The organism is Pseudarthrobacter sp. BRE9 (genome assembly GCF_031844305.1).
Lineage (GTDB): Bacteria > Actinomycetota > Actinomycetes > Actinomycetales > Micrococcaceae > Arthrobacter.
Genome location: NZ_JAUZUY010000002.1, coordinates 317,548 through 342,926, shown reverse-complemented (window position 1 = coordinate 342,926; position 25,379 = coordinate 317,548). Strand labels below are relative to the sequence as shown.

General features: G+C 64.3%; 30 protein-coding genes and 1 tRNA gene. 20 read left to right on the top strand and 11 right to left on the bottom strand.

The annotated features are described in order from the left end of the window. Positions 1-38: 38 nt before the first annotated feature. Positions 39-974 carry an aldo/keto reductase gene (locus Q9R31_RS06460; RefSeq protein WP_311261915.1) on the top strand — a complete coding sequence of 312 codons (936 nt, stop codon included), beginning with the start codon at positions 39-41 and terminating at the stop codon, positions 972-974. Positions 975-998: 24 nt separating this feature from the next. Here Q9R31_RS06460 and Q9R31_RS06455 read toward each other — a convergent pair whose 3' ends face one another. Further along, positions 999-1,265, bottom strand: coding sequence for a hypothetical protein (locus Q9R31_RS06455; RefSeq protein WP_141941360.1), 267 nt, complete (start codon positions 1,263-1,265; stop codon positions 999-1,001). A gap of 40 nt (positions 1,266-1,305) precedes the next feature. Here Q9R31_RS06455 and Q9R31_RS06450 point away from each other — a divergent pair, with 40 nt between their 5' ends. Further along, the gene (locus Q9R31_RS06450) at positions 1,306-1,539 is read left to right on the top strand and encodes a DUF5703 family protein (RefSeq protein WP_311261914.1); all 234 of its coding nucleotides are present in this window, start codon (positions 1,306-1,308) and stop codon (positions 1,537-1,539) included. 23 nt (positions 1,540-1,562) lie between these two features. Here the strand turns inward: Q9R31_RS06450 and Q9R31_RS06445 are convergent, their stop codons facing one another. Both Q9R31_RS06445 and Q9R31_RS06440 read right to left on the bottom strand, forming a co-directional pair. Then, a complete protein-coding gene (locus Q9R31_RS06445; RefSeq protein WP_311261913.1) occupies positions 1,563-2,723 on the bottom strand; it encodes an acyl-CoA dehydrogenase family protein in 1,161 nt (386 codons plus the stop codon). 12 nt (positions 2,724-2,735) lie between these two features. After that, positions 2,736-4,040 (bottom strand): M20/M25/M40 family metallo-hydrolase, encoded by a 1,305-nt coding sequence (locus Q9R31_RS06440; RefSeq protein ID WP_311261912.1) that lies wholly within the window; start codon positions 4,038-4,040, stop codon positions 2,736-2,738. A gap of 169 nt (positions 4,041-4,209) precedes the next feature. Here Q9R31_RS06440 and Q9R31_RS06435 point away from each other — a divergent pair. From Q9R31_RS06435 to Q9R31_RS06395, 9 genes are all read left to right on the top strand, one after another. After that, positions 4,210-4,292: transfer RNA gene (locus tag Q9R31_RS06435), tRNA-Leu, on the top strand. A gap of 225 nt (positions 4,293-4,517) precedes the next feature. Further along, complete coding sequence (locus Q9R31_RS06430) at positions 4,518-5,015, top strand: HAD domain-containing protein (protein WP_311261911.1); 498 nt, start codon at positions 4,518-4,520, stop codon at positions 5,013-5,015. 205 nt (positions 5,016-5,220) lie between these two features. Continuing rightward, positions 5,221-5,820 carry an alpha/beta hydrolase gene (locus tag Q9R31_RS06425; RefSeq protein ID WP_311261910.1) on the top strand — a complete coding sequence of 200 codons (600 nt, stop codon included), beginning with the start codon at positions 5,221-5,223 and terminating at the stop codon, positions 5,818-5,820. Between the two features lie 105 nt (positions 5,821-5,925). Next, the gene (locus Q9R31_RS06420; protein ID WP_311261909.1) at positions 5,926-6,522 is read left to right on the top strand and encodes a putative glycolipid-binding domain-containing protein; all 597 of its coding nucleotides are present in this window, start codon (positions 5,926-5,928) and stop codon (positions 6,520-6,522) included. A 252-nt stretch (positions 6,523-6,774) separates the two neighbouring features. Next, on the top strand, positions 6,775-7,323 hold the full coding sequence (locus tag Q9R31_RS06415; protein ID WP_311261908.1) for a hypothetical protein: 549 nt from the start codon (positions 6,775-6,777) through the stop codon (positions 7,321-7,323). Positions 7,324-7,510: 187 nt separating this feature from the next. Continuing rightward, positions 7,511-7,690 carry a hypothetical protein gene (locus Q9R31_RS06410; protein WP_311261907.1) on the top strand — a complete coding sequence of 60 codons (180 nt, stop codon included), beginning with the start codon at positions 7,511-7,513 and terminating at the stop codon, positions 7,688-7,690. Between the two features lie 85 nt (positions 7,691-7,775). Beyond that, entirely contained in the window at positions 7,776-7,964 is a 189-nt protein-coding gene (locus tag Q9R31_RS06405; protein ID WP_311261906.1) for a hypothetical protein, read from the top strand. A gap of 170 nt (positions 7,965-8,134) precedes the next feature. Beyond that, positions 8,135-8,320, top strand: coding sequence for a hypothetical protein (locus tag Q9R31_RS06400; protein ID WP_311261905.1), 186 nt, complete (start codon positions 8,135-8,137; stop codon positions 8,318-8,320). A 267-nt stretch (positions 8,321-8,587) separates the two neighbouring features. Continuing rightward, positions 8,588-8,761, top strand: coding sequence for a hypothetical protein (locus Q9R31_RS06395; protein WP_311261904.1), 174 nt, complete (start codon positions 8,588-8,590; stop codon positions 8,759-8,761). 64 nt (positions 8,762-8,825) lie between these two features. Here Q9R31_RS06395 and Q9R31_RS06390 read toward each other — a convergent pair whose 3' ends face one another. Beyond that, positions 8,826-9,140, bottom strand: coding sequence for a helix-turn-helix domain-containing protein (locus Q9R31_RS06390; RefSeq protein ID WP_311261903.1), 315 nt, complete (start codon positions 9,138-9,140; stop codon positions 8,826-8,828). Positions 9,141-9,337: 197 nt separating this feature from the next. On the opposite strand from Q9R31_RS06390, the gene Q9R31_RS06385 reads away from it, so the two are divergent. Together Q9R31_RS06385 and Q9R31_RS06380 are read left to right on the top strand one after the other, a co-directional pair. Then, positions 9,338-10,057, top strand: a complete 720-nt coding sequence (locus Q9R31_RS06385; protein WP_311261902.1) for a DUF4389 domain-containing protein — start codon at positions 9,338-9,340, stop codon at positions 10,055-10,057. A 134-nt stretch (positions 10,058-10,191) separates the two neighbouring features. Continuing rightward, on the top strand, positions 10,192-10,590 hold the full coding sequence (locus Q9R31_RS06380; RefSeq protein ID WP_311261901.1) for a cupin domain-containing protein: 399 nt from the start codon (positions 10,192-10,194) through the stop codon (positions 10,588-10,590). Between the two features lie 3 nt (positions 10,591-10,593). On the opposite strand, the gene Q9R31_RS06375 is transcribed toward Q9R31_RS06380, so the two are convergent. Then, the gene (locus Q9R31_RS06375) at positions 10,594-11,889 is read right to left on the bottom strand and encodes an alpha/beta hydrolase (RefSeq protein ID WP_311261900.1); all 1,296 of its coding nucleotides are present in this window, start codon (positions 11,887-11,889) and stop codon (positions 10,594-10,596) included. A 558-nt stretch (positions 11,890-12,447) separates the two neighbouring features. Continuing rightward, entirely contained in the window at positions 12,448-12,909 is a 462-nt protein-coding gene (locus Q9R31_RS06370; RefSeq protein WP_311261899.1) for a GatB/YqeY domain-containing protein, read from the bottom strand. Between the two features lie 285 nt (positions 12,910-13,194). Here Q9R31_RS06370 and Q9R31_RS06365 point away from each other — a divergent pair, with 285 nt between their 5' ends. Beyond that, the gene (locus Q9R31_RS06365; RefSeq protein WP_311261898.1) at positions 13,195-14,688 is read left to right on the top strand and encodes a phospholipase D-like domain-containing protein; all 1,494 of its coding nucleotides are present in this window, start codon (positions 13,195-13,197) and stop codon (positions 14,686-14,688) included. A 109-nt stretch (positions 14,689-14,797) separates the two neighbouring features. Then, a complete protein-coding gene (locus tag Q9R31_RS06360) occupies positions 14,798-15,823 on the top strand; it encodes an NADPH:quinone reductase (RefSeq protein WP_311261897.1) in 1,026 nt (341 codons plus the stop codon). A gap of 54 nt (positions 15,824-15,877) precedes the next feature. Here Q9R31_RS06360 and Q9R31_RS06355 read toward each other — a convergent pair whose 3' ends face one another. From Q9R31_RS06355 to Q9R31_RS06345, 3 genes are all read right to left on the bottom strand, one after another. Continuing rightward, positions 15,878-16,108: a hypothetical protein gene (locus tag Q9R31_RS06355; RefSeq protein WP_311261896.1), complete on the bottom strand. Its 231-nt coding sequence runs from the start codon at positions 16,106-16,108 to the stop codon at positions 15,878-15,880. Positions 16,109-16,183: 75 nt separating this feature from the next. Then, entirely contained in the window at positions 16,184-17,158 is a 975-nt protein-coding gene (locus tag Q9R31_RS06350; protein ID WP_311261895.1) for a glycosyltransferase family 9 protein, read from the bottom strand. After that, positions 17,155-18,297: a glycosyltransferase family 9 protein gene (locus tag Q9R31_RS06345; RefSeq protein ID WP_311261894.1), complete on the bottom strand. Its 1,143-nt coding sequence runs from the start codon at positions 18,295-18,297 to the stop codon at positions 17,155-17,157. Before Q9R31_RS06345 ends, Q9R31_RS06350 begins: the two co-directional genes overlap by 4 nt. A 204-nt stretch (positions 18,298-18,501) precedes the next feature. On the opposite strand from Q9R31_RS06345, the gene Q9R31_RS06340 reads away from it, so the two are divergent. From Q9R31_RS06340 to Q9R31_RS06320, 5 genes are all read left to right on the top strand, one after another. Beyond that, the gene (locus Q9R31_RS06340; protein WP_018761323.1) at positions 18,502-18,804 is read left to right on the top strand and encodes a DUF4193 domain-containing protein; all 303 of its coding nucleotides are present in this window, start codon (positions 18,502-18,504) and stop codon (positions 18,802-18,804) included. A gap of 167 nt (positions 18,805-18,971) precedes the next feature. Beyond that, positions 18,972-19,721, top strand: a complete 750-nt coding sequence (locus Q9R31_RS06335) for a M50 family metallopeptidase (protein ID WP_311261893.1) — start codon at positions 18,972-18,974, stop codon at positions 19,719-19,721. Between the two features lie 20 nt (positions 19,722-19,741). Next, the gene (locus Q9R31_RS06330) at positions 19,742-20,806 is read left to right on the top strand and encodes a glutathione S-transferase family protein (RefSeq protein ID WP_311261892.1); all 1,065 of its coding nucleotides are present in this window, start codon (positions 19,742-19,744) and stop codon (positions 20,804-20,806) included. A gap of 31 nt (positions 20,807-20,837) precedes the next feature. Further along, the gene (locus Q9R31_RS06325) at positions 20,838-21,947 is read left to right on the top strand and encodes a serine hydrolase domain-containing protein (RefSeq protein ID WP_311261891.1); all 1,110 of its coding nucleotides are present in this window, start codon (positions 20,838-20,840) and stop codon (positions 21,945-21,947) included. A 93-nt stretch (positions 21,948-22,040) separates the two neighbouring features. Further along, positions 22,041-23,093: an FUSC family protein gene (locus tag Q9R31_RS06320; RefSeq protein WP_311261890.1), complete on the top strand. Its 1,053-nt coding sequence runs from the start codon at positions 22,041-22,043 to the stop codon at positions 23,091-23,093. A gap of 7 nt (positions 23,094-23,100) precedes the next feature. On the opposite strand, the gene Q9R31_RS06315 is transcribed toward Q9R31_RS06320, so the two are convergent. Together Q9R31_RS06315 and Q9R31_RS06310 are read right to left on the bottom strand one after the other, a co-directional pair. Beyond that, entirely contained in the window at positions 23,101-24,039 is a 939-nt protein-coding gene (locus Q9R31_RS06315) for a MaoC/PaaZ C-terminal domain-containing protein (RefSeq protein ID WP_311261889.1), read from the bottom strand. After that, complete coding sequence (locus Q9R31_RS06310) at positions 24,036-25,376, bottom strand: 3-oxoacyl-ACP reductase (RefSeq protein WP_311261888.1); 1,341 nt, start codon at positions 25,374-25,376, stop codon at positions 24,036-24,038. The genes Q9R31_RS06315 and Q9R31_RS06310 overlap by 4 nt, the downstream gene beginning before the upstream one ends. Positions 25,377-25,379 lie beyond the last annotated feature (3 nt).

The following is a 25,379-nucleotide window of genomic DNA, read 5'->3' as shown; positions in this document are numbered from 1 at the left end:
GGCATGGCAGTAGTGCGTCTGCCCGTAAGCTTGCTGCTATGCAGCAGCGTTACGTCGGCAACAGTGGATTGCGAGTTTCAGCCCTCTCCCTGGGCACCCGTTCCTGGGGTGGGGAAACTGACGAACAGGACGCGTCCGAATTGCTGCGTATCTTCCTCGACGCGGGCGGCCGGCACGTGGACACATCGGCGTCCTACGCGGGCGGGGGCTCGGAAGCGGTCCTTGGCTCGCTCCTGGGTGATGTGGTGTCCCGCACCGAGATTTCCATCGCCACCAAAGCAGGCATGACGACGCCGGACGGGCGCCGTGCGGTGGACACGTCACGCAATGCGATGCTCACGGGCCTTGACGCGAGCCTGGCCAGGTTGGGCACCGACTACGTGGACCTCTGGTTTGCCGAGGCCTGGGACGGCAACGTTCCCCTCGATGAAACGCTGGCTGCGCTGGAATTCGCAGTACGCAGCGGGCGGGCGCGGTACGCCGGAATTTCGAACTTCAAGGGCTGGCAGGCGGCGAAGGCCGCAGCCATCAGCGGTGTGCCGCTGGTCGCCGTCCAGGCCGAGTATTCGTTCCTTGAGCGGACAGCCGAGGCGGAACTGATCCCGGCCGCCGACGACGCCGGGCTTGGCCTGATGGCGTGGGCTCCGCTGGGCCGCGGCGTGCTCACCGGGAAGTACCGCGGCGGCATTCCCGCCGGTTCACGCGCGGCGTCGGCCAGCGACGCGGGGTACGTGGAGCCTTACCTGGAGGAGAAGCCGTCGCGCATCGTGGATGCGGTGTGCATGGCGGCCAACGGTCTGGGCCGGACTCCCCAGGACGTTTCGCTGTCCTGGCTGCTCTCACAGCAGGGAGTTGCCACTGCCATTGTTGGCGCCCGCACACCTGTGCAGTTGAAGGAAATCCTCGACCTTCAGCCCGCGCCGCTGCCGCCGCAGATCGCCAGGGCCCTGGAGGATGTTTCCGCCGCGTTCTAAGGCTGCCGGCTTCCCCTGGCGCCGCTATTCCTCGACGATCTCCAGGTCTTCGTCGTCGTCCACGTCGGCTTCCTCGTCCTCTTCGTCCTCGTCATCAAAGACCTGCAACGGGGTGACCTCGTTGTAGGCCTCGTAGAGTGCGTCCTCGTAAACTTCGAAGGCATCGGCAACTGCGAAAAAAGCTGCCTCAACGGAGGGGTCACCGTCCCCGCGGCGGTTCGATGCTGCTATAAGGTGTTCTTCCAAAGCGGTGGTCAGGGACGAAAGCGCGACACGCGGATCGATGCTCATGACTTCACGTTAGCCGGAAAAGGACGAAAATGGAGAGCAAATGAAGGAACAATTTCTCACCAGCTCGGTCCAGCGGGAGCGCGATTATTTGCGGCAGTACGAGTACCTCGTACTGACCGTCAGCGCTGATGATTCCCTGCCGGAGGCACGCCGGCGCCTGGTGGAACACTCCGAATACGGCAAGTGGGAACTGGAACGCAGCAAGCTCTACGTGGGGGGCGGCAGGCGCTTTTGGCTGCGTCGCCGGGTGATGCAGGTCCAGAGGACCGTCTGAGGTATGGCAGTCCAGCGGACCGTCTAGCTTTCCAGCGGGCCCAGCCAGGCGTTGGCCACGGTGTTGTGGGCGGACTCGTCGTCGGAGGGATGGAACATTCCGGCAAGCACGTCCCGGTAGAGCCGTTCCAGCTCTGAGCCCCTGAAGTAGCTCGATCCCCCGCTGACGCGGATGGCGAGGTCCACCACACGCCGTGCCGTTTCGGTGGCATTCACTTTCAGGCCCACCAGTTTGGGAAACCACTGGGCCCCGTGGTCGGCCAGTGCGTCGACGTCGGCCGTGACCGATCTGAGCTGGGGGTACAGGTTGTCCAGGGCCATGGCGGCGTCCGCCACCTTCCAACGGATGTCGGGGTCCTGCGCGTAGCTGCGTCCGTCGTTCTTGAATGACGTACGGCGCTTGACCGTCTCCACGCCCACGGCCAATGCACGTTCGCCCAACCCGGTGTAGACGGCGGCCAGGAGGCTTTCGAAGCACGCGAAGATCGCGAAGATGAGTGAGTCAGCGTTGGGACCTACCGGGAGCTTACGGAAGATCCGCCCGGCCGGGACTTGCACGCCTTCCAGGACAGTGGTGCTGGACTGGCTGGCTCGCATCCCGAGTGCGTCCCAGTCGTCAAGGATCCGGTAGCCCGGCGTCTGCCGGGTAATGAAACCGTGGACGAGTTCGCCGTCGCCGTCCCTGCCGGACGGGTCCTTTCCGAAAATCCCGAGCCGTGTCCAGGCCGGCGAGAGGCTGGTGAAGATCTTGGTCCCGGTGAACGCGTAGCTTCCATCCGCGTCCGGTGTGGCCACCGTCCGCGAGTCGAAGAGGACTGAATCGTTGCCCGCCTCCGAGTTGCCGAATGCGAAGACCTCGCCCTGCGCGGCTTCCTCGAGGACGAAGGCCAGGGAGCGGTCGCCGCGGGCTGCGAGGACGTGTGCGACGCCGGTCCAGACCAGGTGCATGTTGACGGCCAGCGCGGTGGCCGGGGCGGCCGTTGCCAGCCTGCGCTGGCACTGGGCCACCGCTTCGAGCCCAAGGCCCGCGCCGCCGTCGGACGCTGGAACGAAAAGCTTCAGGTACCCTGCCGCCGCAAGCTCCTCCAGGTCCTCGTGGAAGAAGGCGTTGTCCCGGTCGTAGGCTGCCGCGCGGCCACGGATGCGCTCCAGGAGCTCATCCGGCAGCAGGTCCTCTGGCGTCACGGCTAATCCCCCTTAATAGTTGGTCAGCAGGGTGTTCAGCACCCGGGCACCGAACTTGAGGGAGTCCGCAGGCACACGCTCATCCACGCCATGGAACATGCCGGTGAAGTCCAGCTCGTCCGGGAGCATCAAGGGCGCGAACCCGTAGCCGGTGATGCCCAGCCGGCTGAGCGACTTGTTGTCCGTGCCGCCGGAGAGCGTGTAAGGCAGTACTTTCGCGCCCGGGTCCTCCTTGTGGAGGGCGTCGATCATCGAGTCCACCAGGTTGCCGGCGAACGGGACCTCGAGCGAGACGTCGTTGTGGACGTAGCTGACGTCCACTCCCTTGCCGGCGAGTTCGCGCACGATCTCGAGGACCTGCTGTTCCTGGCCGGGCAGGGTGCGGCAATCAACCAGGGCCTCGGCGGACTCGGGGATGACGTTGTGCTTGTAGCCCCCCTTGAGGAGCGTGGGGTTCGTGGTGTTCTGCAAGGTGGCGCCGACGAACCGGGCCACGGTGCCAAGCTGGTTGAGCAGGAGGTCCGGATTGTCGGCATCGAACTCTACACCGGTAAGTTCGGTCACTCCGTCCAGGAACTGCCGGGTGGTGGGGGTCAGTTCGATGGGCCACTTGTATTCGCCGATGCGCGTCACGGCCGCGGCCAGGCGGGTCACAGCGTTGTCCGTGTTGATCTGCGAGCCGTGGCCGGCCCGCCCGTGGGCCACGAGCCGGAGCCACGAGATGCCCTTCTCCGCCGTCTGCAGCAGGTATGTCCGCTGACCGCCGATAGTTGCCGAGAAACCACCCACCTCGGAAATGGCCTCAGTGGCGCCCTCGAAAAGTTCGGGGCGGTTGTCCACGGCATAACGCGCGCCGTAAACGCCGCCGGCTTCCTCGTCCGCGAAGAACGCGAACACGATGTCCCGCTTGGGTTTCCTGCCCTCCCGGGCGAAGTTCCGCAGGACAGAAAGAATCATGGCGTCCATGTCCTTCATGTCGACGGCGCCGCGGCCCCAGATGAGGCCATCCTTCAGTTCGGCGCCAAACGGGTCTACAGACCACTGGTCGCGCAGGGCGGGGACGACATCCAGGTGGCCGTGGACCACCAGAGCGCTGGCGGAGGGGTCCTCCCCTGCCATCCTGGTCACCACGTTGGCCCGGCCAGGGGCGGACTCGAAGATCTCCGCCGACAGGCCCACTTCCTCTATGAGTCCTGCAACGTACTCTGCCGCGGCCCGCTCCCCCGGTCCTGACCCGTCGCCGTAGTTGGAGGTGTCGATCCGGATGAGTTCCTGGCAGATCCGGACAACTTCATCCTCGGGCAGGACGTCAGGCATTGGTGGCTCCTTGGTAGGGAATGACTGGTTGGCACGAGCTGAATCGCTGCCCTCAGCCTACCTACTTGGCCCGATTCGTTGTTCCCGGAAAGTCATGTTAGAGTTTTTCTCGCTGCTTCGGAGAGGCGCGAAACGCTGAAAGGCGGGACGGCTTCCCGAAATACCACCTGCGCGGGTGGCGGAATGGCAGACGCGCTAGCTTGAGGTGCTAGTCCTCGAAAGGGGGTGGGGGTTCAAGTCCCCCTCCGCGCACAAACGGAAGCCCCGGAAAGTCGTTGATTTTCCGGGGCTTTTTTGTGTCCCCAATCACGCGAGACCGTTTTCCAACCACGTCAGTACGAATGTGCGACCCCCGTCAGGGTTCTTTTCGTGTCCGGAACCTCACCTGCCGGCAGTTGGACGGGGCCGCAAAGCGACCCGAGTGAACAGTATCCTGGCGGCTACCGTCTGCCCTGGAGAGGGGCTATCGTCTCGGTCATGAAGCCGATCATCCTCCTCGACATCAACGGCGTGCTCAACCCGAAACCTCAGTCAGGTGACAGCTCTGATGGCCCGAATCTACATCTGTCGGATTTGAAGGCAGCCCTGGTGCGTCGCCTCGCCACCAAAGGCAGGCTCGCCTGGGTATCGACATCGCCTGGAGATCTGATGGACAGCCTCGAAGCCCAGTTGAATCTTGAGGTGAACCCGCTGCGGGTGGCGATTGATCCGGAGCCGGACGATCAGGCCCAGCAGACGCCCAAGCTGGGGTCGGTCACCAGTTGGTTGGACAACATGGAGGCCGAAGGCAATGAGGAATGGGACGCGGTTGTGTGGATCGACGACGCTCTCGGGGCTGACGTGCACGACTGGGCCCACCGCTACCACCTGCCCGTCCTCTTGGAGAAGCCGGACCCGGAGGAGGGTCTGACAGAAGGTCACGTCGTGGCGGTGCAGGTTTTCATCAACGGCGAGGACCGGGACCGGACCCCCTGACGGCAGACCTGGTGGCGCCGCCAGAGACCGGTTACGGGGGACGGTTAGGCAGTCCCGCGGCCGGAGAAGGAGATGAGCATAACGAGCTCCCGGTCTTCAGGACAGTTTCGCGCGGCGACCATCCCGGCGCCCTCGCGCCGACATGCGGGGCGGTATTCGCCCTCACACAACTGTCGCGGCATCAGACCCTTTAGAGTCTTTGCGTATGAACGCAACAGACAGGGACCTCCCGGCTCCACGCGTCCGTCGCGTCGTGATCGTCCACGGATACGAATCGTCGCCGGATGCGAACTGGTTTCCCTGGCTTCAAAGCACCCTCGAAGCTGAAGGCGTAGCAGTAACAGTCGTTCCCCTGCCGGACCCGGACGATCCGGACAAGGCTGCCTGGGAGAACGCAGTCAGTGCGGCACTCGGGGTGCCCGATGCGGCAACGGTGGTTGTTGCCCACTCCCTCGGTGTGGTCACCGCCCTACGGGTACTTGCGGCGCTGCCCAAACCATGGGAGCTGGGCGGTCTTGTGCTGGTAGCCGGTTTCATGGAACCACTGGAAGCTCTGCCGGAACTCGATGGTTTCCTCGCAACTGACGTTGACGTGGAAGGAATAGCAACGAGGATTCGGGAACGAACAGTGATCCGCTCTGACACGGATCCTTTCGTTCCGCCGGCAGCATCCGACGACCTTGCCAGGCGTCTGGACGCACAGCTGCAGGTCCATCCGGGAGCAGGTCACTTCATGGCAGACGACGGCGTCACAAGGCTGCCGGCTTTGCTTGACCTGATTCGAACCAAGAAGGGGCTCCGGTGAAATCCCGAGCCGTGCTTATCCCAGGGATTCGTGTGATCCTGGCTTTGCGCCGGGTAGCTGGGCCGGAAGCTGTTGCTCTAACAGAACCGGGGGAAGGGGCGGACGATGGACTACGCGTGGTACGGGGTGCAGAAGCCGAGCATTGAACGTCTTCAATTCAAGGTTGGTGAGAAACTCCAGGCCCAATCTATCCTCACGAACAGCGACGGGCGCTACGACTACAAGGTGACCCTTGATGCCGATTGGGTCTTCCGTGACCTCACCCTTCACCGGCATGACGATCGGCGATTTGAGGTCTGTCGCGGCAACGACGGAACGTGGAGCGTCAACAAGGAGGTGCGCCCTGATCTGAAGGGCGCAATTGACATTGACTTGGCCTTCAGCCCCTTCACCAACACCCTGCCGATCCGGCGACTCAACCTCGCTCTTGGGTTCCGCGCCGAAATCACTACCGCGTATATCGACGCCTCTTCCTTCCGAGTAGTGACCGACCCACAGGCGTATACCAGAACCGGCGTCGATCTCTACCTGTATGAGTCGCTGGACAGCGACTTCAGACGCCAGATCAGAGTCGATGGGGACGGGTTCGTCATCGACTATCCCGGCCTGTACTCACGCTATCCACCGGCTGGCTGGCACCGGCGCCCGGACGCCGAGTCAAACCTGGATAAAAGACCCGAAGACCGAGCTACTTCCCCGTGAGGTTTGGCCATGAGGGTGACCGGCGCCGCCTTGCCTGCCCAAGTGTCGTGACCTGCATAACGGCGGGGTCCAGAAACGGCGCCGGAACAGTTACGGATGGCGGTAAAAAACCGGTCGAATGTACTTGAGCGTGATAAGACCGGGCTGTTCCTTGCGGTTCCGCCGCGAAGCGGCCACAAACATCGTTTCCCCCATCCCGCAGACCTAATCTTGAGCTATCCAACCGCACCACTCCTCTGGATGGCACACACAATGAAGAAATTCCTTCTCTGGCTCACGACGCTCCTCGCGGCTGTTGGGCTGGGCATTCTGGCGCCGGGCCCTGCTTCGGCCGCCACTTCCTATTGCGGTCTTGAATGGGGATCCCAGGCCAAAAGCGCGCCTGGGATGAGCTCCGCATCCGTCACCAACGTCCGCACGGGGCAGCAGTACTGCTTCGACCGGATGGTGGTTGACCTCAACGGCCCCGTCACGGGCTATACCGTCGGGTACGTCCCGGAGATCATCCAGGACGGCACGGGCTTCACGATTCCCGTGCAGGGCAACGCACGCCTGCAGGTCACGGTGAACGCACCCTCCTATGACCAGAACGGCAACGTCACCTATAACCCCGCCGCCAAGGCTGAGCTCTCCGACGTGACCGGCTACCAGACCTTCCGGCAAGTGGTTTACGCCGGAAGCTTCGAGGGCTACACCAGCATTGGTCTGGGCGTCCGTGCCCGGCTGCCCTTCCGGGTCTTCACGCTGGAGGGCCCCGGAACAGGTTCCCGGCTGATAGTGGACGTAGCCCACTTCTGGTGATCCGACCCCAAAGAGTACCCATCCCGCTGATCCGGGATGGGTGCTTTTTGCGTGCCGCAGGGACGGCGGGCGTGTCCGGTGGGGGCGACTGATACGGGCTGACACACTGGGGCGGCCGGTTGATCAGATGGAATGTCAGTCGGCCAGGGCGGACCATCCTTTGTGGCCGCGGTCTCGAATTATGGGCATGAACTATTACAGCCCGGCGGCGCAGGAACGGGTTCGGGACGCCGCATATGATGCAGTTGAAAAAGTGCTTACCGGTATGTTCGATCCGTTGAGCAGACAGGCGCTCACGGCGCGCTGGAACCAGGCCGTCGAAGCCATGGCGAAACACCTTGAAGCGCAGGACAACGGCTGCGAATAAGCCCACCGGGCCGGGCGGCCCTGGTGGCGGTGAAGCTCGTCGAGACTGATCTTCGCCGTGACACCGCTGCAGCTCCCAGGGCGCTATGCAGGAACGCGACGTGGGCTTTTTCATCCGCGGCAATTTCCCCGGCATACAGGCCGACGAACCTGATAGCACCGCCACCAAACCGGGCAATCCCTTTGATCCGGTTGGCTTGCAAAGGATACCGGCCGGGAAGCTGCAGCCGTCCGCCGAGGTCCTCCCGGCCGTGGCCGCCGTCGTGGTGGCCTGACCAGAGGCCGAAGGAGGTCACCCTTGCGCCCAGAGAGCCCGGTGGCTCAGCCTGCCCTAGACTAAGACATGCGCCACCTGTCGGCCTTCGGCGTTGTCTTCCTGACAGTCCTCCTGCCAGTAATCGGCTGGATGAGAGCGGCGACTCCCAAGGGCCGGAAATGACCAGCCATGTCGTTCACCTTCTTGTCTATCTCCGGCGTTGTATTCGTGGCCTCGATGGTCCTGTACGACCAATGGCTCATGGCAGACCGGCGGGGCAAGTCCCCGCAGTACAAGAAGACATGTTGGATCAGCATGTGGATCGGGCTGGCAGTGACTGTGGCCTTCCTCCTCCTATTCGTCCAAACAGACTAAGGATTCTTCCCAAACCTCCCCACAAGGGGCGATGGGCCCTAAACATCCTGCCTGCCCTGGGGGCTCACTTTCTTAAGACCTGAAGTGGAGACCTATCGGGCTTGCCAACGTATTGCTAAGTATGCTTATTATGAGTGCAGTCGATGGGAGACGGCTGCGAGGGGAATCGAAAAGGGTGCGCTCAGCGAACGGGGCGCACCTTTTTCGTACCCTGATGCTGCGGAGTTGCGTCCGGGATTCCGGGCCTTTCAGTCCTAGGCTTTCGGCATGCACCCCTTAGTGGCGATCGGCCTGGTGTTCCTGGCCGCGATTGCCTGGATCGGCACCATCCTGACCCTGCTGATTGCCCTCGTCAAAGCCCGGCGACGGCCGCCTGACGTCCGCCATGCAGTCGGGAGCGGGGAGACCCGCAACTCTGAAGAGAGGGTTGCCCAACCGTAGCCGGGTAGCAGTTTCTTCACCATCGTCCTGGCCGGTCTGGCGGTGTACGCCCTGGTCCTGGTCATCATCTTCCTGACGGCTGCGCGGGAGTGCCCTGGTCTCCCTCTCGCCTGAGGAGGACGTCGAGAATTTCACCAACGGCGACTTCGTCCAGACCTTCCCTGCGGATCGGCTGCGTCGGATGAAGCTCATAAAAGTTCCGGCTCCCGATTCGACGGCGGGTTAGGTAACCGCCCTCCACCAAATCCGAAACGAGACGGTGCGCCGCCCGCTCCTGGACCCCCACGTTTTCGGCGATCTCACGTATTCGGATCCCGGGGTGGCGCGCAACGCAGTAGAGCGCGTGCAGGTGGTTAGTCAGAAAGCCCCATTCAGCCATGCTCCCAATCATAGCTGTCATGTCGGACATGTCCCTATTGACCTGTTTGGTGTAACAGCCTACCGTTGCCGGTATCGGCGCAGAATCTCCTACCGCCGACATACTCGCGGACCTGGCCGAATCAGTAAGACCCCGCCCGCCGCTGTAACGCCGCTCCCCCGCCCGGCAACGGTGTACGGCCCAAGGAAGGACTTCTCATGGCTCAACTATCTTCATACCCACTCGTTCTCGACGGCGGGCAATCCCCAAACCTGAGCCGTTGGCTGTGGCTGGTCAAATGGCTGATGATCATCCCTCACGTCATTGTTTTGTTCTTCCTTTGGATCGTTTTCCTGGTGCTGTCGGTGGTGGCGTTCTTCGCGATCTTGTTCACCGGACGCTACCCGCGGGCAGTTTTCGACTTCAACGTCGGCGTGCTGCGCTGGACGTGGCGCGTCAGCTTCTACTCCTACAGCGCGCTGGGTACCGACGTCTACCCGCCGTTCACGCTTGCCGACGACCCGGGCTATCCGGCACGGCTGTCCGTTGAATACCCGCAGTCGCTCTCACGCGGACTCGTGTTGGTGAAATGGTGGCTGCTCGCGCTCCCGCACTACCTGATCATCGGGGTCTTTACGGGAGCCGCGTTCGCTGGCTATAACCAGGTGCGCGATGGCAACGCCTGGGCCTACGGCAGCGGGCTGATCGGCCTGCTGGTCTGCATCGCCGGTCTCGTTCTGTTGTTCGCCGGCCGCTACCCCCGCGGGGTGTTCGACCTCCTCATGGGCATGAATCGCTGGGTATTCCGTGTCACCGCCTACGCAGCGCTGATGACCGACCAATATCCGCCGCTGCGGCTCGACATGGGCGGCAGCGAACCACCGCCCAGCGCGGACGCCCCCCTCATGCTTGGGCCGCATCCGCTGCCGACGACCTAAAACGGTCCAAACGGGTGACGGGCAGACGATGCAGGATTATTCGATTACGTCACGGACATGTCGGCCATAACGCCCTTGTGGCCAGACGGGCAGTTCCTGTCCCAAAGCACAATCAACGAAACTCTGGAAGCGAAGTGGCAAAACCAGAATATGAGTTCACTCCAACATCATCGGTGGAGTTCACGCCCTGCACACCACCCATTGCAGGGCTTTCAGAAGCGATCCTGGCTCGTGATGACAGGAACGGCTGTGTCACCCGCATCCTGAAGTTTGACCCTGGAACCGATACATCACCAAACGGTGTCCTGGTCCATGATTTTTGGGAAGAGGTATTCATCTTCGAAGGTTCATTCGTCGACCAGCGTCTGAACCGCACCTTCACCACGGGCGACTGGGCTACCCGCCCGCCGGGCATGAAGCATGGCCCCTGGGTCTCGGCAACCGGCGCCAAAATGTTCGAAGTCCGCTATTACCAAAACAGTGACCGCGCCGTGGACGAGGCCGTGCCCTTTCAGGAGCGGACGACAGGGTAGCAATCATTTTGGCAGGGGCGCTGCTGTTTTCACCGAGGAGACGACGTCCAGGATCGCTTGCGTCGTGATTGCTGCGGCGTCAGGTTCGGCGACGAGTGCTTCATGGGACGCAAAGTCGATGGTCTTATGGACACTGTTGGTGGACAGGTTGGCCAAGTCGTTCTGGGACCCCTCGTGCTTGGCGTCATTGCCGATGCCCGCTGTCAGGACGACAAGGGGTTTGCCTGCGAAATCCTGCAGTGATGCGGCTTCTTCCATTGAGGTGTTTGCCTGAATGTACTCCTCAAGAGTGCTCCGCAGGTTGCCCGGGTCGGCAATGTTCGCGCGGATTTCGTCCCGTGGCCGTGGTGGCAGGCTGTCGACATCTTCGAGAGGGGCGTACAAACGGACCGCACCAACCCGACCCAGGATTGCGATGACGGCAGTGACCCGGCTCAGGAGGTCGTACCCACCACGCGCGGCACCTGGTCGGGTCACCGGTGCCGGTGCCCGGTCCGTCGCATCAATAAGCACCATTCCGGCGACCTCATCCGGGTAATTGGCGGCGAAAGTCTGCACATAGAGACCGCCAAAGGAATGACCAGCCAGCACGTAAGGTCCCGGGACGTTACCGTTGTGCAGCAGCGTATGAAGGTCAGCAGATATCTGCGTTGCGTCCTGGACGGTGTCAGCTGGCCCGCTCCAGCCCCTGCCGGCGCGATCGTAGACGCAGACGCGTGTTGCTGCGGAAACCGCCTGGGAAAGCAAAGCGTGGTTGGATGACATCTCACCCGCTCCGGGTTGGAGCACCACGGTGGGGCTTCCTGTGCCTGTGCACTTGAGGTGCAGGCTGTAGCCGCCGGCGTCGACCAGCTGGCCGGGCATTGGGAAGGCCCTTTCATCAGCCGCGGAACCCAGGGTCTGGTAGGCGCCACCCAGCGAGGCAAGAGCCAGCACCGCGATGACCGGGTAAATCAGCCATTGCCTGCTCCGGCTGCGAAGCTCCCGACGCACACGGAAGAACATCCATATCACCAACGCCAACAGGGCAGGCGGCCACACCCAGCTGAACACCGTATCCACCGGGGCGCCGAACCATACCAACAGCAGACCAGACACCCCCATAAAGAGTGCAGGCGCTACAGCCCATCGCTGCGGCTGGTCGGTAAACCGCACTGACAGGAGGGCCAACAATCCCCAGCCCACAGCGAGACCACACAGCACCGCGCCAGTGACCTCGCTTTCCCCCGACCGGATGAAAGGAGCTGCTGCAAAGAGCAATGCCGCGAAAAGCCCTGCGGCCAGCGTGCCGGCCACCACCCAGCCGATGTGCCACCTTGCTGCGGGGCTCTGACCGGATGGGTGCTTTGGGCGACTGCCGAAGGGGCGGGGGCCGGGCAGGGGCGTTCTGGGGGTAGTGGCCACGGTGGGCTCGATTCCATGTAGTGTGGCGCCGCGCGAGTACAGTGAAGCCGCACAAGTGGCACGTGCCGTCCTTTGACTATAGGCCGGAATCGCAGGCTTTGACCCTGCTATCCGTCGCGATTCCGGGTGCAGGCTCCTGCGAGTGCCGCGTCCGGCAGGCGGACATGCGCCGTGGCCCTTGACGTTGAACTGCTTGCCCCGGACGTCGATGATTTTGGCCTTTTGGGCGCCAGTCTTGAGCGAAACTTGTGGCGAACGTGGGCTGTCGTTCAGGAACCGGCCCTACCGTTGAAAACAAGATCCTGCTGCTGGGGCAGGGCCTTACACATAGGGACAGGGCCGGCGGCCAAGGCATCCCTGAGACCGGATGCCGCCCCCCAATCGCCGCCGGCCCAATCCCATGTCCCCATGGGGCGAGCTGGACGCGAAGCCCGACACGCGCGAGGGATCAGTTCATGCCAGGCGGGCCTTCACAATCTCGCTGATGGCCTTGCCGTCGAAGCGACCGCCGATTTTGGGTGTCACGGATTTCATCACGGCGCCCATGGAGCGCATCGTCAGTTCGGTGCCGTCCGCCTTCAAGCCGGCGATTGCCTCGTCGACTATGGCTTCGGCTTCCTCCCGGTTCAGGGCCCTGGGCAGGTAGGCCTCGATAACCTCAGCCTCGGCGATCTCAGCCTGGGCCCGGTCATCGTGGCCGGCGGCCGAATAGGTGGCGGCAGTGTCACGGCGCTTGGCCGCTTCCTTCTGAAGCAGGGCGGTGATTTGCAGGTCGTCGAGCTCGACCGGGGACTTGCCGGACTTCTCCCGCGTTTCGATTTCACCCAGGACGTTGCGCACCGTGGTCAGGCCGACCTTATTGCCCGCCTTCATGTGGACGATGACATCGGCCTTCAGCTTTTCCTTCAGGGACATGATCTGACTCATTCTTTCCGGGGGACGGTCTTTCATAAGCCTATTCCCGACCCGGCGGTGGAGCGTTCCTGCTGTCAACCGGTTTGGCGGCGTGCCCGCGGAGCGGGAGGGTTCATGCCAGCCTTAGGCTAGTTTGAAAACCGCAGCGGCCCGTCCCCGGGCCGCGGAAGGAGCCCAGTGGACAACAGGATTGGCAAGTGGTTTCTGGATCGGGCCGAGCGGGGAAATGCTGCGTCGGATGTCCATGCCGGCACAGAATCCGGCTCCTGGTCCGAAGGGAATCTGGTGCGTCCCCTGATCCATGGGGCAACCTATTTTTCCAGGCTGCACCAGGAGCTTTCGGCACTGCAGGCGGGAGACCGGGTGTGGTTCACGGACTGGCGTGGTGATGCGGACGAGCAGATGGAGCCGGGCAGCACGACCATTGGCGCATTGCTCGCCGGATTGGCCCGGTCTGGCGTGGAGGTGCGGGGTCTCGTCTGGAGATCCCATGGTGAACGGGTGTCCGCCCCTATCAGCGGCCGTTCCAATGAACTTCTCAGCCGGAAGATCAACGACTCCGGCGGAGAGGCACTCTTGGACCAGCGAGTGCGCCTCTTCGGTTCCCATCACCAGAAACTGGTGGTCATCCGCCGTCGTACAGACCCCTCCCTCGATGTGGCGTTTGTGGGCGGACTGGATCTTTCCCACAGCCGTCGTGACGACGCCGGGCATGCGGGAGACCCCCAGGCGGTGAAGATGGACTCACGGTACGGACCGAGGCCGCCGTGGCACGATGCCGCCCTTGAACTGCGAGGCCCGGTGGTTGCAGATGTGCTGGCCGTGTTCGCGGAACGGTGGAACGACCCCCACCCCCTGGACCGGCGGACCCCGTACCGGATGCTGTTGCAGCGCCTGGCCCGAATGCCAAGGCATCCCAAACCGCTCCCCGAGACCGCTCCTCCCCCACCTCCGGCAGGTCCGCACGCCGTACAACTGCTGCGCACCTATGGGGTGAAGCACCCGCCGTTCCCCTTCGCACCACAGGGAGAACGGAGCATAGCCCGGGCCTATACGAAGGCATTCGCCCAGGCGCGGTCACTCATCTACATCGAGGACCAGTATCTGTGGTCACCAGAGGTCGCGGCAGGAATCGCCGCCGCCCTGGAGGGCAACCGCGGGCTGAACGTGATCATTGTGGTGCCCAGGTACCCGGACACCGATGGACTGGTGAGCGGACCATCCAAGCGCCTGGGACAACTCCGCGCCATCAACGTGCTCCGCCGGGCCGCGCCCGACAGGGTGGGGATATTCGACCTGGAAAACACCCAGGGGACTCCCATCTACGTCCACGCCAAGATCTGCATCATCGACGACACCTGGTTCACCTGCGGATCAGACAACTTCAACCGGCGGTCCTGGACCACCGACAGTGAGCTCACCTGCGCAGTCATGGACAGGTCCAACGGCATGCCGCCCGCAGACACCGGCACCATGCCTTCCCAACCACTCGCCAAAGAGCTGAGGCTCCAGCTCTGGGCCGAACACCTGGGCCTTGACCAGGACGACCCTCAACTTCACGATGACAGCGCAGGACTGGCGTTGTGGAACAGCGCGGCCGATGCCCTGGACACGTGGCACCGGGCCGGCCGCCGGACCCCCCGGCCGGCCGGGCAGGTGCGCCATCACGCCCCGGCACCCGTGCCGCCCCTTCAGCGTCTCTGGGCCGATCCGGTCTATCGGTTCATTGTCGACCCCGACGGCCGGCCACGCCGGCTCCGCGGCACGCCCCGGTTTTAGGGACTACCGCTGGCCGGATGATTCCAGTAACCCGTCAGGCCTCCTTGGGCAGCAGGGGTTCGGTACGTTGGAGCGGTAAGGGATATGCAATCCGGAGGTGGGAGAAGACGTGAAGGCAATTGTGTACGGGGAAACTGGTCCCTCATCGGTACTGCAGCTCCGGGACAAACCATTGACAGACCCAGGTCCGGGCGAGGTCCGGGTCCGGTTGGTGGTGTCCGGAGTAAACCCCACCGACTGGAAGTCACGGGCCGGAAGTGGAACAAGGAGACTGGACGCCGCCAAGGTTCCCAACCAGGACGGAGCCGGGGTCATTGATCAACTGGGCCCCGGGTCGACGGGTTTGAGCGTGGGCGACCGTGTCTGGCTCTGGGATGTGGCCTGGGGCAGCAACGAAGGTACCGCACAGGAATACGCCGTGGTCCCGATGCACAAAGCCGTGCCACTTCCCGTCGCCGAATCCTTCGACACCGGCGCCTCGCTTGGGATTCCCGCCCTGACAGCGCACCGGGCCCTGACATCGAACGAGGACGGCCCGGACAGGCTCTCCCCCGGTGCCCTGGCGGGCCGGACCGTACTGGTCACGGGCGGTGCCGGCGCCGTAGGCCACGCAGCCATCCAGCTCGCCCGGTGGGCCGGTGCTGCCGTCATCACAACCGTCAGCGGAGACCGGAAAGCGGAACTCGCCCACCGCGCAGGCGCCGGCAAGGTCATCAACTATCGGAAGGACGACGTCGTCAGTGCTGTCCATAAGGAGGCGCCCGGCGGGGTGGACCTCATTGTGGACGTCAACGCACCGGCGAACATCGGCGCCGACCTCCACGTTCTCAAGCCTGGCGGGACTATTTCGATTTACGCGGCCAACTCTGGGGAATCGCTCACGGTTCCAATCCGCGAAAGCATGACCAGGAACGTCCGCTATCAATTCATCCTCACCTACACGGTCACGGACGAGCAGAAACAGAACGCCGTAGCCGGCGTTTCCGAGGCCCTCGCGGCAGGTGCGCTCCGGGTGGGTGAAGACCATGGTCTGCCTCTGACGCGTTTCGCCCTCGAGGAGACGGCCGCAGCCCATGATGCAGTGGAACAGGGAACAGTCGGAAAGGTGCTGATCGACGTCGCACCGGCGCCCTGAAAAGGCCCTGCCCGGGTAATCCGCGCCGATGCACCCGGGCAGGGCCCGTCGTCGTCAATGCAGGTGCAGCCTGCGGGTACGCGGATGCCGGGTCCGCCTTTGGGGATGGGAACCGGCGGCAACCGGATGGTATTCAATCCGCCGCTTCTCCGTCCGGAGGTTGCGCCGTTCCTGCCGGCGCGCTTTCCTTTCGCGCCGGTCAATGGCGGACAGGATGGCCAGCGTCACGATGACCCATAAGAACGCCGTCCCCAACACCAAAGCGATTTCCAGCTCAGTGCTCATGCACACAATTTTAGGCCCTCAGGCCCCAACCAGACCCCTGCAGAACCACACTGCTGAGGCGCAAACCCGCAGCGTCTAAAGCAGCAGTCCCAGCCCCCTGACGGCAGCCAAGACGTCGGAGACCTGGACTGCGAGCAGGGCGGGATCCGGCTGGGCTGCGAACGTGTCCCCGCGCCGCAGTTCCGCGCGGGTCAGGACAACGTGGGGCCCCGGGGGCGGACCCCAGATTTCGGGTGGGGCCGGTCCAAAAAGCACCACGGAAGGAGTGCCATAGGCGGATGCGAGGTGTGCGGCGCCAGTGTCGGCAGAGATTACCAGGCGTGCGGCGGCGATCGTTGCCGCGAACTCTCCGAGGCCGAGCACGCCGGCCAGCATGCTGGTGCCTGGGAGTCCGGCCAGGCGGCACACTTCCTCGGCGCGTTCCCTTTCTGCCGCCCCGCCGGTGAACACCACCTGATGTCCGGCTTCTGTCAGTGCCGCTGCCACCGCCGCGAACCGCTCCGCCGGCCACAGCCTGCTGCCGTAGGCGGCCCCGACGTGGAGGACTGTTGCGCCGGGGACGGGACTGGGGACGTGGGGCGTGTTCAGCCGTACGTCCAACGGGTCCGCCTCAATGCCATGCCATTCAAGGAGCCTCACCCAGCGTTCGCGCTCGTGCAGTTCCGGCCGCCAGGGCGGGCCGTCCCGGTGGGCGCTTCGGTGGCCAACGGTCTGCCTGGCCTTCAGCGCCTCAATCCGCCCCTGGCTCTCCGGGCCGCTGCCGTGAAGGTTGACGGCCACGTCCACTACGCCCGGTTCCATTGCCAGCGGCTCGTCCAGGCCGTGCGTCGGCAGCAGCTCGTATCCGCCCACGAGCCCCAGTGCCTCTGAGAGCCACCCCTGCGCCGCATAGCGCAGCCGGTGTTCGGGAAAGGCCCGCCGGATACCTTTGAGGGCAGGCACGGCCACCAGCAGGTCCCCCAGCTTCAAGGCGCGCAGGACCAGGAGTTCCGGTTTACCGTCAGCGGGAAGGGAATCATTGGTTTGCCCCACGGTCTTGGTGCCGCTCATGCGTCCTGCTTTGCGTATTTTGTGGCGATAAGGCTGCGGACATCCTCGTGGACTTCCGGAACTCCGATGCCTGCCACCACAGAGTCATCGTGGACGCAGCGGGGTGCGGTCCAGCCCACCTGGGTCACGTCGATGCCGCAGGCGGGGCACGCCGTCACCCATGAGGCGTGCACGCGGTGGAGGCTCCTGCCCAGTGCGCCGGCGTTGATCACGTTGCCGGCCCAAAAGATACCGACCGTGGGCACGCCCAGTGCCTGGGCGAGGTGCCGGGGACCGCTGTCGTTGGCAACCACCACGTCCGCTCGCGCCAGGAGCGCCACAAGGCCTGCCATATCGAGTGCGCCGGCCGCGGAATGAACAGCCGCCGACCCCGCCCGGGCCGCGATCCCCTCCGCTAGATCCTGCTCGCTGCCGTCCCCAATGATGACTACCTGCGAGCCGTCGGCCGCGCAGGCAGCGGCAAGTTCAGCGAACTTTTCGGCAGGCCAACGACGGCGGGGGTCAGTGGCGCCGGGATGGATTACCACCAGCGGACGGTCGCCAACGCCGTCGCCGGCTTTATGGGTTGCTCCCCCGGCAGCGGGTGCCAGCCGGGCTTCGAGGTCGACCGGGAAAGCGCCGGCGAACCCGGCCACCTCCAGGGCCCTGAGTGGTTCGTGCTGGTAATAGAGGTAGGGAATGGTGCGCTCAAGGCTGGCCGCATCGGCTGTCCGGGTCCCTACGGTATGGCGGGCGCCAAGCCGCAGCAGGAAGGGATTTGAATAGCGCCCGCCGCCGTGCAGCTGCACAGCAAGGTCGAAATTCCTGCCGCGCATGTCAGCAAAAAAACGGTCCAGTCCAGCTGTATCTTCTTCCCCAGGCCGGACTCCCTCGGCGAAAGGCAGGACCACCACGTCATCCACCGGGCTTTCCAGGGCCCCGAGCAGCGCCTTGTGGATCGGCGTACCCAGCAGCGTGAGGGTTGACCCCGGATACGCCGCCTTCAACGCGGCCATCGCCGGAATGGCGAAAATCAAGTCGCCCAGTCCTCCACCACGCAGGACGACGATCCTGGACACGTTGCTGAACTTCTCCAGCACAGGACCGACGCCCACACCGACTTGTCCTGCACCGCCGAACTCTGCGGTGAGTTGTTCCACACACTGCCCCTTCCGTCATGCAGGGGGACCGGCACGCTGTCCCCCCACTGCCTATGCAGCCGCATGGCGCTTCCAAAACCTGCGGCTGCTCTTTTGAACCTTTACCCAACAGGTGGCAGATCTACCCTCCCTGTTGGGGAATACCCGCCCGATGCTGTACGTTTCATACCCGACAGCCAATCAAAGAAAAGAGAAGCACCCAAAGTGGCAACCGATTACGATGAACTGCGTTCCGACGTCAAGGAATCGCAGGACAACTCACTCGAGCAGCTCCAGTCAGCAAATGCTCCCGATGCGCGCAGTGTTGTGCAGGAGTTGGACGAGGCTGACGGACTGGACGGCGCCGGCGTCCCTGGCGGCGAATTTGTCGCTGAGGAGCTCGTAGTCCAGGTCATCCCGCAGGCTGAGGATGAGTTCACCTGCTATTCCTGTTTCCTGGTCCGCCACCGGTCCCAGATCGCCCGTCAAAAGGACGGCCACAGCTACTGCACCGAGTGCGAAGGCTAGTCAATAACCTTCCCGGGACCGATCCAGCGTCCTGACCAAAACCGCAAGGCACGCCGCACAAGGCGTGCCTTCCGGCTTTAAAGCCTCGCCTATGAGCCAGCGCCCAGCTGGAGTGCGTAGCGTTGGAAAAGACATTACGACGCCGACCGGCAGCCAAGGAGGCAACGTTGGACAGCCCCGCCAGTTTGTGGAACGTCTTCAGTGCGGCGTTCACGCAGACAAACGTACCCAACATCACCTGGGTGGAGATGCTGCTGTCCCTGGCTGCCGCCGTCGGGCTGTCCATACCCCGCCGCAGCTGGCGCTACTTCGGGCTCCTGGCCACTGCCACCCACGAGCTGGGCCACGCGTTCGCGGCCGTGACCTCCGGGCAGCGGCTGTCCGGAATCCGCCTCAGGCTTGACCATTCCGGAACCACCACCACCTACAGCAGGAGCAGGCTTGCAGCAGCCTGGTCCTGCTTCTGGGGATACCCGGTACCCGCAATGGCCGGTGCCGCTTTTGTATGGTGCGGCCTTCGCGGATGGGGCCCCGCAGCCATGGCCGTGAGTCTGCTGGTCCTCGCCGTCTCGCTCATCTTCCTCCGCAACCTTGCCGGTTTCATCATCACTGCCGCTGCCATCGCCGGCTCCGCAGCCCTTACATTCCTTGCACCGGCATCAATCGTGGGCCACGTGGCCGTCATCTTCGGTCTCGCACTCCTCGTGGCTGCAGTCCGGGACCTGCTCAAACTCACGCACGTCCACATCCGGCGTCGTGGAAGTCTTGGCAGCTCAGACGCCTACCTGCTGTACCGTGCCACCTCCATTCCCTCCGCAGTGTGGATTGCCCTGTTCGCCCTCCTGGTCGCCGGGTCCTGGCTTGTTGCCTGGCAGCCGGTCTCGGTCATCCTGCTGGAAGGCGCCTGGAACAGATAGCTGGCACATAGGCTTGTGGCATGAGCCAGGAAACGCACAGTACCCGTGGAGCCTATGTGACCGGCGGCGCGGAGTTCACCCGGGACAGCAATTACATTGAGGACCGGATCACCAGGGATGCCTCCCCAGGCAGCAAGGGAGAACCGGGGTGGCCGGTGGAAGCGGGGCGCTACCGCCTTATCGCCGCCCGTGCCTGCCCCTGGGCAAACCGGACAGTTATAGTCCGCAGGCTGCTGGGGCTGGAAGAAGTGATCTCCCTGGGCCAGCCCGGCCCCACCCACGACGCGCGTTCCTGGACGTTCGACCTGGATCCCGGCGGAGTGGATCCGGTCCTTGGCATAGAGCGCCTGCAGGAGGCGTACTTCAAACGTTTCCCGGGGTATCCGCGGGGAATCACCGTGCCTGCCATCGTGGATGTACGCAGCGGTGAAGTGGTGACCAACAACTTCCCCCAGATCACCCTGGACTTCTCCACCGAGTGGACGGAGTTCCACCGGCCAGGTGCGCCGCAGCTCTACCCGGAACACCTCCGCGACGAAATCGACCAAGTGAACAAGCGTGTCTTCACCGAGGTCAATAACGGTGTCTACCGCTGCGGTTTCGCCGGTTCGCAGGAAGCCTATGACTCGGCGTACGACCGCTTGTGGACTGCGATGGACTGGCTTGAAGACCGCCTGTCGCGGCAGCGCTACCTGGTGGGCGACACCATCACCGAGGCGGATGTGCGCCTGTTCACCACGCTTGCCAGGTTTGACGCCGTGTACCACGGCCACTTCAAGTGCAACCGGCAGAAACTGAGTGAGATGCCGAATCTGTGGGGCTATGCACGGGACTTGTTCCAGACGCCGGGGTTCGGCGACACCACGGACTTTGTGCAGATCAAGCAGCACTACTACATCGTCCACGAGGACATTAATCCCACCGGTATTGTTCCTGCCGGGCCGGAGCTGAGTGGTTGGCTGGAGGACCACGGCAGGGAGTCGCTGGGTGGCCGGCCATTTGGGGACGGGACGCCGCCGGGGCCCGTCCGGCCAGGTGAGGAAGTTGCGCCGGGACACGGAGCATCGCGCCGGCCAATCCGTTAGCAGGAAACCGCTTTCCTCCTACACTGGAGGCATGCAGACATCTTTTGGTTTCGTTGCCCCAGGGTACGAAAACGTCCTGACCTTGTTTGAGTCGTTCCTTGCCGACGACCCCCGCTACAGCGCGCAGCTTGCCGCTTACCACCACGGGGTGCCGGTGGTGCACCTGACAGGCGGGCCCGACATGGCTCCCGAAACCCTGACCGGAGCCTATTCCTGCTCCAAGGGTGTTGCGGCCATGGTCATCGCCCTGCTCGTCCAGGATGGCGTCCTTGACCTGGACAAGACTGTGGCCCAGTACTGGCCGGAATTCGGGGCCCAGGGGAAGGACACGCTGCTGGTCAGGGAAGCGCTGTCGCACCAGGCGGGGCTGATGGGTGTTGAGGGCGGATTCAGCGTGGACGACTTCACCACGCCCGCGGCCGCTGCGCGCCTTGCCGTTGCCGCCCCCGCCTGGGAGCCCGGGCGGCAGTTCGGCTACCACGCCCTGACCATTGGAATCCTGATGGAGGAGCTGTGCCGCCGCGTTGCGGGCGAGGCATTGCAAGATATGTACGACCTCCGGATCCGGATGCCGCAGGAAGTGGATTTCTTTCTGGGGCTCCCGGCGGACCTGGAGCCGCGGTACCGGGATGTCCTCTATGAGGAAGACCCCGGCCTGGCCTGGGTTGACCCGCTAAGCCTCGAGGGACTCAACAGCAATGCGCCGGTCAGTACCGTCATGGAACTGCCCAACATCCGCAGTGTCCGGGCCGCCGGGATGTCCGCTGCCGGCGGGGTCGGCTCAGCCGAGGGCCTGGCGCGGTTGTATGCGGCAGCGACTACAGGGGTCGACGGCAGGCAGCCGTTCCTGGCAACCCGGACGGTGGAGGCCATGACCCGCGAACAGGTGTGGGGCCTGGACCGTTCTTCGGGCCTGGACAACGCGTTCGCCGTCGTCTTCATGAAACCCCACCCGTCGCGGAACTTTGGCAGCCACCGGGCCTTCGGCCACGAGGGTGCCAACGCGGCACTCGGTTTTGCCGACCCGTCGTACGCGCTGGGCTTTGGCTACATCCCCCGTCGTCAGGAGGAGGGCCGGACACCGGGAAGGGCGCATCGCCTGGCCGCCGAAGTCCGGCGTTCGGCAGCCGGTTTGTCCTGACGGGCGCCCGGCCCTACTGTGGTCCGGATGGGCAACACTCAAGCACGACCGGATGCACGGTGGGCTCGGGGGACCCAACTTCTCAAACAATCGGTGGCGGGACTCTCTGCCGCCTTTGCGGCGCAGCGGCTGCAGCTGGCTGCCAAAGCCGCGCTTGCCGCCGGGCTGGCGTTCGCCATCGCGCCGCTTATGCCCGGCGCGGCCTCGCACTACGCGTACTATGCGCCGCTGGGCGCCCTGGTGGCCATGTACCACAACGTCGCCGGCTCGGTGCGGCAGGGGGCGCAGGCGCTCGCAGGGCTGGCGATGGGAATCGGCCTTGCCTTCATCCTGGTCAGCCTGGCCGAGCCCTCCCCGTTAACGGTGGCACTGTTCATGGGAGTCGGATTGCTCCTGGGCGGCTTGCCGGGCATCGGATCAGGCAGTGACTGGATTCCGACGGCGGCCCTGCTGGTCCTGCTGGTCGGCGGCAGCAACCCGGACGATTTTTCCTTCGGATACCTGGTCCAGATGGGTGCGGGCGTGGCCGTGGGCATCGCCGTAAACTTCCTCATCTTCCCGCCGCTGCACTTCGATGCAGCGGCATCAAGCCTTAAGGATCTTCGCCAAGCCCTTGGGCGCCAACTGACGGACATGGGGGCGGCGATTACTGAATCGTGGCCCCCCGAACACGAGGACTGGTCGCGGCGGTCGGACGAACTGGCCTCGGCCGCAAGGTCGGTGCGGCACCTCGTCAAGGAAGCTGATGCCAGCCGCCGCGCGAACCCCAGGCGGAAACTGCACCCGAGGGATGTTGACAAGGACTACCGCGACCTTAGGGAACTGGAGCGGGTCACCTTCCATATCCAGGACATGACGGACGTGCTCTCCGACGTCATCTGGGAAAGCGACGTCCCGTACGACATCCCGCTGCAGGACAGTGAACCGCTTGCCGCTGCCATCACGGCAACCGGAGAGCTGCTGGAGTCCTACAGCGAGGCTGACGAACAGACCCAAAAACACCGCTTTGATGCCGCCAAAGAGGCGGTGGAGGCCTGCATGGCGGCCGCCGCAGCCAGGGAATCGACCCACGGGACGGTCCCCGCCTCCGAATCGGTCCTCCTGAGCCTCCACCGCATCCTGCGGGCTGTCCGCCCGCAGGACTAGGCCGAATTTAGGCCTGGAGCCGGGAACCGGGTGGCTGGAGCGTGGCCACTGTCCCGCTGAAATGGCGTCGCCCGGACCGGGGGCTCCAGGCGACAAACCGGGAGTGCTTCCAGGCCCCGGAACCGCTTTGTTCGGTCGCGATTTCCAGGGCAACCCGGGAGGGCAGGAACACCGAAGCCTCGAACTCCACGTCCCAGGTGAAAGAGTCGCCCCGGGCTGGCCCAACATCTGCGAGCGCACGCGAGGCCAAGTACATCCCGTGCGCTATTGATCGCCGCATACCCAGGGCCTTGGCTGACAGCACACTCAGGTGGATCGGGTTGAAATCCCCTGATACCGCGGCGTAGGCACGCCCCGTGTCGACGCCCAGGTGCCACAGGGCCGTGGGGTCCGGCGGCCGGAAGTCCGCCCTGGGTGGAACGGTGCTGGGTTTGTCGATCCCGGGCAGGAACACTCCCTTGGCGAGGTAGGTGGAGACGCCCCGCCAATGCACGTCCTGCGAGCCGGCGCGGCGCACTTCCGCCACGACGTCCACCTGTGAACCAGCACGGTGGCCGCGGAGGTTTTCCACCCGGGCGGTCATGTCCAGAACGTCCGTGAAGACCAGTGGCGACCTCTGCTCAACGGTGTTGTGCAGGTGGATCATGCCCAGCAGGGGCAGTGGGAAGTCGTCGCGGTTCAGGACGCTCATGGCCAGCGGGAATGCGGTGGCGTGGATGAAACCGGCCGGCAGGACATCGCTGGCGGTTTCACCGATCAGGTGCTGGTAGGCGGTGAGGTTTTCGACCCCCACCGTCACTCCCCTGACTTCATGGCTCTCGGCCGGGAGGACAGCTGAGTCGTGGGTTCCCAGGAGCCTGCGCCGTGCCGCCAGGGCGGCGGCATTGACGTAGAGCTTGGACAACGACGGCATCTCGGCCAGGACGACCGGCTGTGTAAGCGTCATGCCCCCACCAGGTTTTGGCCGCACACCCGCAGCACCTCCCCGTTGATTCCGCCCGCGGCGTCGCTTGCCAGGAATGCGATGGTCTCGGCGACGTCGGAGGGCAGGCCGCCCTGCTGCAGCGAGTTCAACCGGCGTGCCACTTCGCGGACTGCAAAAGGAATGCGCGCTGTCATGTCGGTTTCGATGAATCCGGGGGCAACGGCATTTATGGTGCCGCCACGGGATGCGATCAGCGGGGCGCTGGCACGCACCATTCCCATAACTCCCCCCTTGGACGCGGCGTAGTTGGTTTGCCCCCGGTTGCCGGCGATACCGCTGGTGGAGGCGACAGAAACGATACGTGGCGAGGACCGGAAGTGTTCGGAGGCCAGCAGTGCCTCGTTGATCCGGAGCTGGGCGGCGATGTTGATGTTGATGACCTGGTTCCACCGTGCCTGGTCCATGTTGGCCAGCAGCTTGTCCCGTGTGACCCCGGCATTGTGCACCACGATGTCCAGCCGGCCGTGCCGCTGCACGGCGTGGTCGATGATGCGCCGGCCCGCGTCTGCTCCAGTAATGTCGAGCTGCAGTGCAGTGCCCCGCACCTCGTTCGCCACTGCTGCCAGCTGGTCACCCGCTGCCGGGATATCCACCAGGACCAGCGTGGCGCCATCGCGGTGCAGCGTCCGGGCAATCTGGGCACCGATGCCGCGGGCTGCGCCGGTTACTACGGCCACTTTGCCTGCGAGCGGCGGCTCCGGGTCGGAGGGCAGCGAACCGTCTTCCGTTGAGACCGTCAGGAATTGTCCGTCGACGAAAGCTGAACGGGCTGAGAGGAAGAACCTGATGGCGCCAAGTGCGCCGGGGCTGGTGGAGGTGGTGCCGTCAGCAAGGAGTACGCCATTACCGGTTGCTCCCGCCCTCAGTTCCTTGGCCAGGGAACGCAGGAAGCCATCCACCCCCTGGCGTGCTGCCGCAGCTTCGGGTGCAGACGCTTCCGCCGCAGGACGGGACACCGTAATGACCCGGCCACCGGCCCGCAGGTCACGGAGGGAACCGGCTGCCGCCAATACAGGCTTTTCCAGGTCCGCCGGGTGGCCGAGCTCGTCGAGGACCAGGATGATGGCACCCAGCTTTTCGGCCGGAACGGCATGCCTCCTGACGTCGAGGTCCCAGGACAGCAGCTCGGCAGCAAGTTTGTCCGCGCCGGGAGTATCTCCCAGGACAATGACAGGCCCGCTAACCAGGGGCTGCCCGGGTTCGTAACGCCGCAGGACAGCTGGCTGCGGAAGGCCGAGCTTTTTTGCGAGGTTGCGGCCCGGGCCGCTGTTGACCAGTTGCGCGTATGTATCAGCCATGCC